10 protein-coding genes are annotated in these 12268 nt (G+C 34.4%); all 10 read left to right on the forward strand.

The annotated features are described in order from the left end of the window. Window positions 1–86: 86 nt before the first annotated feature. The 10 genes from gap to smpB all read left to right on the forward strand — a co-directional run bounded on the left by gap (window position 87) and on the right by smpB (window position 12245). Entirely contained in the window at window positions 87–1082 is a 996-nt protein-coding gene (gene gap / locus BMZ74_RS07740; RefSeq protein ID WP_089861680.1) for a type I glyceraldehyde-3-phosphate dehydrogenase, read from the forward strand. 149 nt (window positions 1083–1231) lie between these two features. After that, on the forward strand, window positions 1232–2416 hold the full coding sequence (locus BMZ74_RS07745) for a phosphoglycerate kinase (protein WP_089861681.1): 1185 nt from the start codon (window positions 1232–1234) through the stop codon (window positions 2414–2416). A gap of 88 nt (window positions 2417–2504) precedes the next feature. Then, entirely contained in the window at window positions 2505–3266 is a 762-nt protein-coding gene (tpiA, locus tag BMZ74_RS07750; RefSeq protein WP_089861682.1) for a triose-phosphate isomerase, read from the forward strand. A 117-nt stretch (window positions 3267–3383) separates the two neighbouring features. Next, complete coding sequence (gene gpmI, locus BMZ74_RS07755; protein WP_089861683.1) at window positions 3384–4928, forward strand: 2,3-bisphosphoglycerate-independent phosphoglycerate mutase; 1545 nt, start codon at window positions 3384–3386, stop codon at window positions 4926–4928. A 66-nt stretch (window positions 4929–4994) separates the two neighbouring features. Then, window positions 4995–6281, forward strand: a complete 1287-nt coding sequence (gene eno, locus BMZ74_RS07760; protein ID WP_089861684.1) for a phosphopyruvate hydratase — start codon at window positions 4995–4997, stop codon at window positions 6279–6281. A 434-nt stretch (window positions 6282–6715) separates the two neighbouring features. After that, window positions 6716–6937, forward strand: coding sequence for a preprotein translocase subunit SecG (gene secG, locus BMZ74_RS07765; RefSeq protein ID WP_089861685.1), 222 nt, complete (start codon window positions 6716–6718; stop codon window positions 6935–6937). Window positions 6938–7102: 165 nt separating this feature from the next. After that, window positions 7103–9055: a sodium-translocating pyrophosphatase gene (locus BMZ74_RS07770; RefSeq protein ID WP_089861686.1), complete on the forward strand. Its 1953-nt coding sequence runs from the start codon at window positions 7103–7105 to the stop codon at window positions 9053–9055. A gap of 105 nt (window positions 9056–9160) precedes the next feature. Then, window positions 9161–9571 (forward strand): PaaI family thioesterase, encoded by a 411-nt coding sequence (locus BMZ74_RS07775; protein ID WP_245750853.1) that lies wholly within the window; start codon window positions 9161–9163, stop codon window positions 9569–9571. A 30-nt stretch (window positions 9572–9601) separates the two neighbouring features. Beyond that, window positions 9602–11749, forward strand: a complete 2148-nt coding sequence (rnr, locus tag BMZ74_RS07780) for a ribonuclease R (protein ID WP_089861687.1) — start codon at window positions 9602–9604, stop codon at window positions 11747–11749. A gap of 13 nt (window positions 11750–11762) precedes the next feature. Beyond that, entirely contained in the window at window positions 11763–12245 is a 483-nt protein-coding gene (smpB, locus tag BMZ74_RS07785; protein WP_089861688.1) for an SsrA-binding protein SmpB, read from the forward strand. Window positions 12246–12268 lie beyond the last annotated feature (23 nt).

The raw sequence follows: 12268 nt of genomic DNA on the forward strand, positions 1-12268 counted from the left end.
AAAACTTCTTAAAATCTTTGTTTAGTAAATTAATTTAAATGTTTCAATTTAAAATGTTTCGTTATATTACTAAGGAGGAATTAATAATGGGTAAAAAAGTAGCAATTAATGGATTTGGAAGAATTGGAAGAGCATTTCTACGTTTAGTTGAAAAAAGAAATGAAGATTTAGAAATTGTAGCAATTAATGACCTGGTAAGTGTAGAAAATCTTGCTTACTTACTTAAATTTGATTCTGTGCATGGTCGCTTTGATGGTACTGTAGAAATTGAAAATAACAATCTGGTTGTTAATGGCAAAGAAATTAAAGTTTCTGCTGTTAAAAATCCTGTTGAATTACCATGGGACGAAATGGGAATTGATATTGTTGTTGAATCTACAGGTGTTTTCCGTAAAAGAGAACAGTTAATGCAACATATTGAAGCTGGTGCTAAAAAAGTTTTATTAACAGTTCCTGCTAAAGATAAAATTGATAACACAATTGTATTAGGTGTAAATGATGATGATTTATCTGATGATGATCTGATCGTTTCTAATGCATCATGTACTACTAATTGCCTGGCTCCACTGGCTAAAGCTTTAAATGATGCTTTTGGCATTGAAAAAGGTTTAATCACTACAGTACACGGTTATACTTCCAGTCAAGGTATTTTAGATCTACCTTCCGGAAAAATTAGAAGAGGTAGAGCTGCTGCTGAAAATATTATTCCTACTACTACTGGTGCAGCAATTGCAACAACAAAAGTATTACCTGAATTAGATGGTAAAATTGATGGTATGGCTATTAGAGTTCCAGTACCTGATGGCTCCTGCGTTGATGGAGTATTTACTTTAAATAAAGATGTAACTGTTGAAGAAGTAAATGCTGCTTTAAAAGAAAAAGCAGAAGGAGAAATGAAAGGTATTCTTGGCTATACTGAAGAAGAATTAGTTTCCAGAGATATCCTTGGTCAGAGAGAATCATCTATGGTTGATGGTCTTTCCACAATGGTTGTTAATGGTAATATGGTTAAAGTTATTTCCTGGTATGATAATGAATTAAGTTATACTAACCGGGTTGTAGATTTAGCATTAAAACTGTAATAGATTATTAATTAATTTTCAGGGACAGGTCAATGACCTGCCCCTGGAATTATGTCTGCTTATTTAAAATTTTTTTGCTTATTTAATTTTAAAATACTGCTTAACAATACTAATTAGTAATCACTAATTAATTAACGGGGGTATCTGAAATGAAAAAAACATTAAAAGATATGGATTTTAAAGGTAAAAAAGTATTAGTTAGAGTTGACTTTAATGTCCCTTTAAAAGATAGAGAAGTGACTGATACAACTAGAATTGAAGCTGCTTTACCTACCATTGAATATTTAATTAAAGAAGGAGCAAAATTATTATTAATTTCTCATCTTGGTCGTCCAGGTGGGGAAGCTAAAGACGAACTAAGAATGGATCCAGTTGCTAAAAAACTGGCTAATTTATTAAACAAAGAAGTTAAAAAAGTTGATGATTGTATTGGGGAAGATGTAGAAAAAGCTGTGGCAGATTTAAAAGATGGTGATGTTCTAGTTCTCGAAAATAGCCGCTTTTATCCAGGTGAAAAGAAAAATGATCCTGAGTTTGCTAAACAGCTGGCTTCCTTAGCTGATATTTATGTAAATGATGCATTCGGAGCTGCTCATAGAGCACATGCAACTACAGTTGGTGTAACTGAATATTTACCTTCTGCTGCTGGATTTCTAATGCAGAGAGAGCTTAATGCTCTGGGTGAAGTAATGGAAAATCCTGCTAGTCCTTTTGTTGCAATTATGGGTGGGGCTAAAGTTTCTGATAAAATTGATGTAATTAAAAATTTAATTACTAAGGTTGACTCTTTAATTGTTGGAGGAGGTATTGCAAATACTTTCTTATTAGCTAAAGGCTATGAGCTTGGTGATTCTTTAGTTGAGGCTGATAAAGTAGATCTAGCTAAAGAACTAATGGCTGAAGCAGAGGCTAAAGGAGTGAAAATTGTACTGCCAATTGATGTAGTTATTGCAGATGATTTTTCTAATGAAGCTAATACTAAAGTTGTTCAAGCAGATCAAGTTCCAGCTGGATGGCAGATTTTAGATTGTGGTGGCCCGGAAAGTTTAGAACAATATAAAGCTATTATTAAAGATGCTAAAACAGTAATCTGGAATGGCCCACTAGGCGTCTTTGAAATGGAAAAATTTGCTCATGGAACTATTGAATTAGCTAAGGCACTTGCTGAATCTGATGCTCATTCAGTTATTGGTGGTGGTGATTCTGCTGCTGCAATTAACAAGGCTGGAGTTGCTGATCAAATGAGCCATATTTCTACTGGTGGAGGAGCTTCTCTAATGTTTTTTGAAGGTAAAGAATTACCTGGTGTAGCTGCTCTGGATGATGTTGAGTAAAATATTTAGCGCTTAATTATAGTTAATTTAAAAAATAATAACCGGACTTAAAGACTGTCTTTATGGCAAGTTTTGAGGAGGAAAAAATATGCGTAAACCATTTATTTGTGGTAATTGGAAAATGAATAAAAATGTTGCTGAAGCAGAAACAACAATTAACGATTTAAAAGATAAAGTTGCAGGAATAGATAATGTAGAAGTTGGTATCTGCTCAACTGCTCTCTGCTTAACAACAGTTAAGAGGGCTGCAGCTGGCAGTGAAATTGTAACTGGAGCAGAAAATATTTATTGGGAAGATTCTGGTGCTTATACTGGCGAAATTTCCGCTAAAATGCTGGCTGATAGTGAAATTGAATATACAATTATTGGTCACTCTGAACGCCGTCAACTTTTTGGTGAAAGTGATTATGAAGTTAACTTAAAAGTCAAGTCTGCTCTTAAACATGGTATTAAACCAATTGTATGTGTAGGAGAAACTCTGGCCGAAAGAAAAGCTGATCAAATAGAAGCTAAAGTTAATTTTCAGGTTGATGCTGCTCTAAAAGGATTATCGGAAGATGAAATTACAGATGTTGTTATTGCTTATGAACCTATCTGGGCTATCGGAACTGGAGAAACAGCTTCGGCTGAAGAAGCAAATCGGGTAATTGCTCTTATTAGAGAAAATATTAGTCAGAGCTATCCAGAGGCTGCCAAAAAAGTTAGAATTCAATATGGTGGCAGTGTCAAACCCCATAATGTAGAAGAAATTATGTCTCAACCAGAAATTGATGGTGCTTTAGTTGGGGGAGCCAGTTTAGAGGCTGACTCTTTTGCTGAAATGATAACTAAAACAGCCGCAATTTATTAATAGAAGCTAAAAAAGTTTAATCAGCCGCAGTTTATCATGCTGAAATTAAACTAAGATTTAAAGAAAATTATTTAGTAAGCTGGCCTATAATTAAATAAGGCTATAAGGAGGTTTATTATGACAAGACCAAAACCATTAGCTTTAATAATCATGGATGGACTTGGAATTAACGAAAATGCTGAGGGTAATGCTGTTTATCTGGCAGATACACCTTATCTAGATAAAATTAACCGGGAATATCCTCATTCTGTTTTAAAACCTTCTGGAGAAGCAGTTGGTTTACCAGAAGGACAGATGGGTAATTCAGAAGTTGGCCACTTAAATATTGGTGCTGGCCGAATAGTTTATCAAGATTTTACTAGAATCAATAAAGCAGTTGCTGAAAATAAATTAATTGAAAATGAAGTTTTACAGAAAGCAGTAGAAAATGCTAAAGCTAAAGGAACAGCTCTACATCTAATTGGTTTACTTTCTGATGGTGGTGTACACAGCCATATTAAGCATCTTTTTGGTTTAATTGAAATGGCTAAAAATGCTGGTCTGGAAAAAGTATTTATTCATCCTATTCTTGATGGTAGGGATACTCCACCAGCTAGTGGTACAAAATATTTAAAAGAACTGCAGGAAAAATTGGCTGAGCTTGAGCTTGGTAAAATTGCAACTGTAAGCGGTCGCTATTATGCTATGGATAGAGATAATCGTTGGGATAGAGTAAAAAAGGCTTATGATGCAATGGTTAGTGGAGAAGGAATTCAAGCTGCTGATCCAGTTCAGGCTGTAGAAGAATCTTATGCAGATGATGTAGAAGATGAATTCGTTGTTCCTGTTGTAATTAAAGAAGATCAACAACCAGTTGCTACGATTAAAGATAATGATTCTGTTATATTCTTTAATTTTAGAGCTGATCGAGCTCGTCAATTAACAAGAGCTTTAGCTTTACCTGATTTTTCAGAGTTTGAGCGTGCTGCTGATCATCCAGAAAATTTATATTATGTAACTATGACTGAATATGATGAAGAGTTTAACTTACCAGTAGCTTTTGCTCCAGTAGAAATTAAGGATGGCCTGGGTGAAATTTTAAGCAGAGAAGGACTTAAACAGCTCCGAATTGCTGAAACAGAAAAATATGCCCATGTAACATTCTTTTTTAATGGTGGAGTTGAAGAACCAAACAAGGATGAAGATCGTTTGCTTGTTTCTTCTCCAGATGTTGCAACTTATGATTTGCAGCCAGAAATGAGTGCTCCTGAAGTAACTGAAAAATTACTGGCAAAAATTGAGGCTGATGAATATGATGTGATTATTCTTAATTATGCTAATGCAGATATGGTTGGTCATACTGGATATTTAGATGCAGCTATTCAAGCTGTAGAAACAGTAGATTCCTGTCTGGCTCAGGTAATACCTGCTATTTTAGCTAAAGGTGGTCAAGCTTTAATAACAGCTGATCATGGTAATAGTGAAAAGATGAAGGATGGCTCAGGAGATCCTTTTACTGCCCATACTTCTAACTTAGTACCCCTCTACTATATAGGTGGGCCTGAGAATACTGGTATTGCTTCTGGTAAACTAGCAGATTTAGCACCAACAATGCTCGACATTTTAGGAATTGAAAAACCTGAATTAATGACAGGTGAATCATTATTGCTTACCGATAAATAATTATTATAATTATTTAAAAATAAACTAAAAAGAAATGTTTGTCAAATTATAAGGAGGTCAATTTAAATGTTAAACACAACAATTACAGATGTTTATGCACGCGAAATCCTGGATTCACGCGGTAATCCGACTGTAGAGGTAGAAGTAGTCCTGGAAGATGGAGTAATGGGCAGAGCTGCTGTTCCTTCTGGAGCTTCAACTGGTGAACATGAAGCAGTTGAATTAAGAGATGGTGGAGATCGCTATCTTGGTAAAGGAGTTTTAAATGCTGTCAAAAATGTTAATGAAGTTATTGCTCCCGAAATAATAGGTTATGATGTTAGAGAACAAATTGAAATTGATAACTTAATGCGTGAGCTTGACGGTACATCCAATAAAGGAAAATTAGGTGCTAATGCTATTTTAGGTGTTTCAATGGCTGTAGCCAAAGCAGCGGCAGAAGCAACTGGTAATTATCTTTATAACTATATTGGTGGTATGAATGCTAAAACTCTACCTGTTCCAATGATGAATATTTTAAATGGTGGAGAACATGCTGATAATAATGTTGATTTACAGGAATTTATGATTATGCCTGTTGGAGCTACTAGTTTCCGGGAAGCTCTCAGAATGGGATCTGAAGTTTATCATAATCTGAAAAAAGTTCTGCAGAAAAAAGAACTAGGTACAGGTGTAGGTGACGAGGGTGGTTTTGCACCTGACTTATCATCTAATGAAGAAGCTTTACAGGTTATTGTTGAAGCTATTGAAGCTGCTGGTTATGAGCCTGGCGATGATTTTTATATTGCACTTGATCCTGCTGCTTCTGAATTCTACAAAGATGGTAAATATGTATTAGCTGGTGAAGGTGTAGAAAAAACATCGGAAGAAATGATCGATTTCTATGAAAATCTAATTGATAAATATCCTATTATTTCAATTGAAGATGGCTTAGCAGAAGATGATTGGGAAGGTTTTGCTAAAATGACTGCTAGATTAGGCGATCGCCTGCAAATAGTTGGCGATGATCTCTTTGTAACTAATGTAGAAAGATTAAGCAGAGGAATTGCTGAGCAAAGTGCTAACTCTATTTTAATTAAAGTAAATCAAATTGGTTCTTTAACTGAAACATTAAATACAATTCAGATGGCAACTAGAGCTGGTTTCACTTCTGTAGTTTCTCATCGTTCCGGTGAAACAGAAGATGTAACTATCTCTGATCTTGTAGTAGCAATGAATACAGGCCAAATTAAAACTGGTGCTCCTGCTCGTTCCGAAAGAGTTGCTAAATATAATCAATTGCTAAGAATTGAAGAAAGTCTTGGTGAAGCAGCAGAATTTGCTGGTAAGGATGCTTTCTTTAACTTGAAATAATTGTTTAATAAAGTATTAGATTAAATGCTTAGTTTTAAGTAAAATTATATCAACTAATCAAAAAATAGTTTGATTTTCAACCGGACAGAATTTATTCTGTCCGGTTTTTATTATATAGCAGCAAAAAGTAATTATTTAATTAAAATAGTTCGAATAATCACAAAAAATATATTTTTCTAAAATAAAGCGTAAAAATAGGTTAGTTTCACTAATAAAAAAACGCTGTTTTATAGTCTAAAATAAATTTAAAGAATTTTTAAAATAATCGCTAAAGTGCTTGAAATTACGGGGATTGGAAACTGTTTTCCCTATTAAATTAAGAGCTTTTTTTAGCTTATAAACATTGTTTTTTAGGGCTTAATATGTTAAAATTAAGACTGGGTTAGATAATAGGTAAGTAATCGTATCTATCTTAATACTGGAGGTGAAAATTAATGTTTGTTCTTAAAATTTTACACTTTATTATAGCTATTGCAGTAATAGTTGGAGTTTTATTACAGTCAGGTAAAAGTGCCGGTTTGTCAGGTGCAATTGATGGGGGAGCTACTACTTTTTTTGGTAAATCTGGTAGAAAGATGGAAGATAAAATTAGTAAAGCTACAACCATAGCTGCAGTTCTTTTTATGCTCAACTCACTTATTTTAGCAATAATGTAATCCTGAAAATTTTATTTACCAGTCAATTTTAAAATTTTTTAAATTAAATAATTTGATAATTAGTTGCTTAGCTTATTCTAATTGGGCTAAGTAATTAATTTAGATAAATTGCTAAAATTAGTAATTATTTTCAAAAATTATATAAATTAATGAGGAGGTTGGTGCATGAATTTTTTAACACCTCTGGCAGGGATAATTGCTTTAATATTTGCTTTTATTCTGACCGGAAAAGTAAAAAAATCTAGTATTGGAAATGACAGAATGGCAGAATTATCAAGTGCGATCAATGAAGGGGCAATGGCTTTTTTGGGTCGTGAATACAAAATGCTTTCTGTATTTGTAATTGTTGTGGCAATTGTTATGGCACTTGTACCAAATTTGGGCTGGCAGACAGCAATGTCCTTTGTTTTAGGAGCGCTTTTTTCTGCTCTAGCTGGTTTTATTGGTATGCAGATTGCTACACAATCAAATGCACGGACAACTAATGCTGCTCAATCTGGACTTAATGCGGCATTAAAAGTTGCTTTTGCTGGAGGATCTGTAATGGGAATGTCAGTTGTAGGACTGGGAACCCTTGGACTAGGTATTCTCTACATATTCTTTGTCAATAACGTTGAATTTATTCGTGGTTTTGCTTTCGGGGCAAGTTCAATTGCTCTCTTCGCTAGAGTTGGAGGAGGAATTTATACTAAAGCTGCTGATGTAGGGGCAGACTTAGTTGGTAAAGTTGAAGCAGGTATTCCAGAAGATGATCCCCGTAATCCAGCTGTTATTGCTGATAATGTTGGCGATAATGTTGGTGATGTTGCTGGTATGGGAGCAGATTTATTTGAGTCATATGTAGGTTCCATTGTTGCAGCTATGACATTAGGCGTTACACTTGGTGAAAACTTTGTTATTTTACCTATGTTATTAGCTACTCTGGGTATTATTGCTTCTATTATTGGAACTAGATTTGTCAAAGCTAAAGAGGGTGGAAATCCAGCTAAAGCACTCGAAAGAGGAACTTTGACAGCAGGTGGAATAACAATTATTGGCGCTTACTTTTTAGTTAATTCTCTAACCGGCCAGTTAGGAGTTTTTATTGCGATTATTGCGGGTTTAATTGCTGGTACTTTAATTGGACGGATTACTGAATATTATACATCAGAACATTATGGACCAGTTAAACATATTGCTCGTCAGTCTCAAACTGGAACTGCTACTAATATTATTAGCGGTTTATCAGTTGGAATGAGAAGTACTATGATGCCAATTTTAGTTATAGCAGTTGCTATTTATTTAGCTTATACATTTGCTGGTTTATACGGTATTGCAATGGCGGCTGTAGGTATGCTTTCTACAACAGGTATTACTCTATCTGTCGATGCTTATGGACCAATTGCTGATAACGCAGGTGGAATTGCTGAAATGGCAGAGCTTGATCATTCTGTACGAGAAATAACAGATAAATTAGACTCAGTTGGCAATACAACCGCTGCTATGGGAAAAGGTTTTGCAATTGGATCAGCTGCTTTAACAGCTTTATCCCTATTTGCAGCTTTTTCGCAGGCAGTTGGCCTGGAATCAATTAGTCTAACTAATCCACAGGTTATTATTGGTCTATTTATTGGTGCAATGCTGCCTTTCCTTTTCTCTGCTATTACAATGGAAGCTGTTGGCAAAGCTGCTTCAGAAATGATTGAAGAAGTTAGACGTCAGTTTAAAGAGATGCCTGGAATTATGGAGGGAACTCAAAAACCTGATCATAGAAGATGTGTTGACATTAGTACAACAGCTGCTTTAAAAGAAATGATCTTACCGGGACTATTAGCTGTAATTGTACCAGTTGTAGTTGGTCTCTGGAATGTAAGGGCTTTAGGTGGTCTGCTTGGTGGTGCACTTTCTTCTGGAGTATTATTAGCTATCATGATGGCTAATGCTGGTGGTGCCTGGGATAATGCTAAAAAATATATTGAATCAGGTGCTTTTGGTGGTAAAGGTACAGATACTCATGCTGCTTCAGTTGTGGGCGATACAGTAGGAGATCCATTTAAAGATACTTCTGGACCTTCTTTAAATATACTGATTAAATTAATGACAATTGTTTCACTTGTATTTGCTCCTTTATTCATGTAAAATTAACTTAGTAGTAAAGGATTTAATTACCCTCCCTGTAGTTAATTACTACCTGGAGGGTTTTTTGTTAAATATGGTGATTTTATTGCGAAGGGTAGTGATTAGATGGTGCCGGATGTAGATGACAGAATGTGTTTTGCCTGTGGTAAAGAGAATCCGATTTCGCTTGCTTTAAAATTTGAAAGGATATCAGAAACAGAAGTTGAAGCTAAGTTTACACCACAACCTATTCATCAAGGTTATACAGGAGTAATTCATGGTGGTATCTTAGCTACATTACTAGATGAAGCAATGGCTTATGCAGTTGGTGAAAGAGGTATCAAGGCTTTTACAGCTGAATTAAATATTCGCTATAAAAAACCAGCTCAAGTTGGAGAAAAATTAGTGATTAAAGGTGTTTATAAAAATTCTCATTTAAGCAGGATTGCTCGAATTCATTATACTTCTGCTTTTATTTATGATCAGTCTGGTAATTTAAAGGCAAAAGCAGAGGCTAAATTTGTCGAAGGTAATTAGAAGCTTAAAAAAGACTGGGGATGATTATTAATGAGTGCTAGAAGTGAACTTTTAAGAAAATTACGAGATGATGTCCATCGTCCATTAAGTAAACAGGAAATTTTTCAGGAATTTTCAATACCAAAAGATCAACAAAAAATATTTGCTGATTTATTAAAAGAATTGATTAAATCTGGTCATATATTTAAAAATTCAAAAGGACTTTATGGGGTTCCGGAAAAGTTTAATTTAATTGGGGGTAGAATTGAAAAAACTGCTTCTGGGAATGCCTTTTTAATTCCAGATGATCCTGAAAAAGATGATATTTATATTGCAGCAGCTAATATGAATGGTGCAATGCATAATGATAAAGTATTTGTCCGCTTAATTCGCTCTGGTAGAGGTAAAAGTCAGGCTGGAGAAGTAGCAGAAATTATTGAACGGGTTAATCAGAAAATAGTTGGTAATCTGGAAAAGTTTAAAAATTATGGCTTTCTAATTCCAGATAATAAAAGAATTTGCAATGATATTTTTATTCCACCTGATGCTTTAAATAAAGCACATAATGGTCAGAAGGTTGTAGCTAAAATTACTCGTTGGCCAGAAGGTAATCGTAATCCAGAAGGTAAAATAATTGAGATACTGGGAGATAAAGATGAACCTGGAGTTGATATTGAGGCAATAATCAGGCAGCTTGATCTACCTGGAGATTTTCCAGAAGCTGTTTTAAAAGAGATTAAGCATATTTCTGATACAGTTGATCCAGAGGTTTTAGAAAATGAAAGTGAACGCCTTGATTTAAGAGATTTAAAACTTGTTACAATTGATGGTGCTGACGCTAAAGATTTGGATGATGCAGTTTCGATTGAGAAAATTGAATCTGATGTTTATCGTTTGGGAGTGCATATAGCTGATGTTAGCCATTATGTCAGACCAGGCAGTGAACTTAATGAAGAGGCATTTTCGCGGGCCACCAGTATTTATCTGGTAGATCGTGTTATACCTATGCTGCCCCGGAAATTATCAAACGGTATTTGTAGTTTGAATCCAGCAGTAGAACGTTTAACTATGTCGGTTTTTATTGATTATAAATTATATGGTAAATCCGGTATTGAAATTATTGATCATAAAATTGCAAAATCATTGATAAAATCAAATCATCGCCTGACCTATGATCAAGTTCAGCAAATTTTGACTGGAAAATCAGCTGAGTTAAAGGATAAATATAGTGATTTTGTCGAAGAACTTGAAATGATGAATGATTTACGTAGCCGTCTGCGTAAAAATAGATTTGAAGAAGGTAGTATGGACTTTAATTTTACCGAGGTTAAAGTTAAACTTGATCAAGACGGTAGACCGGTTGATCTTGTTAAAAGAGAGCATCGGGAAGCAGAACAGTTAATTGAAGAATTTATGATTGCTGCTAATCGAGTGGTGGCAGCTGAAATGGCCTGGAGAGAACTGCCTTTTATTTATCGAGTTCACGAATCACCTGATCTTGATCGAATGCAGCAGTTTAATGAGTTTATCCATAATTTTGGTTATTCTTTAAAAGGAATTAAAAATGGGATTCATCCTAGATCTTTACAGAAAATTTTAGAATCTGTGCGGGGAACAAAAGAAGAAAAAATAATTGAAACAGTTTTATTGAGATCTCTTAAAAAAGCTGTTTATTCAGAAAAAAATATTGGTCATTTTGGTCTGGGAATTACTCATTATACTCATTTTACTTCTCCAATTAGAAGATATCCAGACTTAATTGCACATCGGATAATTAAGGAAACAGTTACTAGAGGCTATCTAAGTGAGCAGCGTCAGGAAGAATTAGAAAATCTCTTACCTAAAATAGCAGATCAGTGTTCACTTCAGGAAAGAAGAGCTATGGAAGCTGAGCGTGACTCAGTTGATTTGAAAAAAATTGAATTTATGGAAGATAAAGTTGATCAGGAATTTACTGGGATCATTAGTGGAATAACTGGCTTTGGTATTTTTGTTGAATTAGAAAATACTGTTGAAGGCTTAATCCATATTAAAAATTTAAAAGATGATTACTATCTTTATGATCAAGAAAAATATCATTTGATTGGAGAAAGGACAAAGAAAATTTTCCGAATCGGTGATGAATTAAAAGTCAAGGTGGCCCGGGTTAATCGGGATAAACGGGAACTTGATTTTAGTTTGGTTGAAAAATTAAGTTAAGGATGTGTTAGTGATGGCAAAAAATAAAGCAAAGGATATTGAAATCATTAGTCGTAATAAAAAAGCTCGCCATGATTTTTATATAGAAGAAGTTTATGAAGCAGGTATTAAATTAAAGGGAACAGAAATTAAATCAATTCGTAATCATCGGGTTAATTTAAAAGATAGCTTTGCTCTAGTTGAGCAGGGAGAAGTTTATTTGCATAATATGCATATCAGTCCTTACAAAGAAGGAAACCGTTATAACCATGAGCCGGAACGTAAGCGTAAACTGCTGCTGCATAAAAATGAGATTAGAAAATTAATTGGTTATACAACCCAAAAAGGATATACGCTTGTCCCTTTAACTATTTATTTAAAGAAAAACCTCTGTAAAGTTGAATTAGCAGTAGCCAAAGGGAAGCAGCAGCATGATAAACGACGCGATTTAGCTAAAAAAACAGCTAAAAGAGAGATCGAAAAAGCATTTAGAAGGCAGCAAAAAGGTGATTATTAAAATTAATTTGACATTATCTGACC

This window comes from Halanaerobium salsuginis (assembly GCF_900114545.1).
GTDB classification, from domain to species: domain Bacteria; phylum Bacillota; class Halanaerobiia; order Halanaerobiales; family Halanaerobiaceae; genus Halanaerobium; species Halanaerobium salsuginis.

What these genes read in the sequence shown, in the direction of transcription:
- BMZ74_RS07745 (WP_089861681.1), top strand. Translation starts at nt 1,232, where the DNA reads ATGAAAAAAACATTAAAAGATATGGATTTTAAAGGTAAAAAAGTATTA.
- BMZ74_RS07770 (WP_089861686.1), top strand. Translation starts at nt 7,103, where the DNA reads ATGAATTTTTTAACACCTCTGGCAGGGATAATTGCTTTAATATTTGCT.
- gpmI (WP_089861683.1), top strand. Translation starts at nt 3,384, where the DNA reads ATGACAAGACCAAAACCATTAGCTTTAATAATCATGGATGGACTTGGA.
- gap (WP_089861680.1), top strand. Translation starts at nt 87, where the DNA reads ATGGGTAAAAAAGTAGCAATTAATGGATTTGGAAGAATTGGAAGAGCA.
- smpB (WP_089861688.1), top strand. Translation starts at nt 11,763, where the DNA reads ATGGCAAAAAATAAAGCAAAGGATATTGAAATCATTAGTCGTAATAAA.
- BMZ74_RS07775 (WP_245750853.1), top strand. Translation starts at nt 9,161, where the DNA reads ATGGTGCCGGATGTAGATGACAGAATGTGTTTTGCCTGTGGTAAAGAG.
- tpiA (WP_089861682.1), top strand. Translation starts at nt 2,505, where the DNA reads ATGCGTAAACCATTTATTTGTGGTAATTGGAAAATGAATAAAAATGTT.
- rnr (WP_089861687.1), top strand. Translation starts at nt 9,602, where the DNA reads ATGAGTGCTAGAAGTGAACTTTTAAGAAAATTACGAGATGATGTCCAT.
- eno (WP_089861684.1), top strand. Translation starts at nt 4,995, where the DNA reads ATGTTAAACACAACAATTACAGATGTTTATGCACGCGAAATCCTGGAT.
- secG (WP_089861685.1), top strand. Translation starts at nt 6,716, where the DNA reads ATGTTTGTTCTTAAAATTTTACACTTTATTATAGCTATTGCAGTAATA.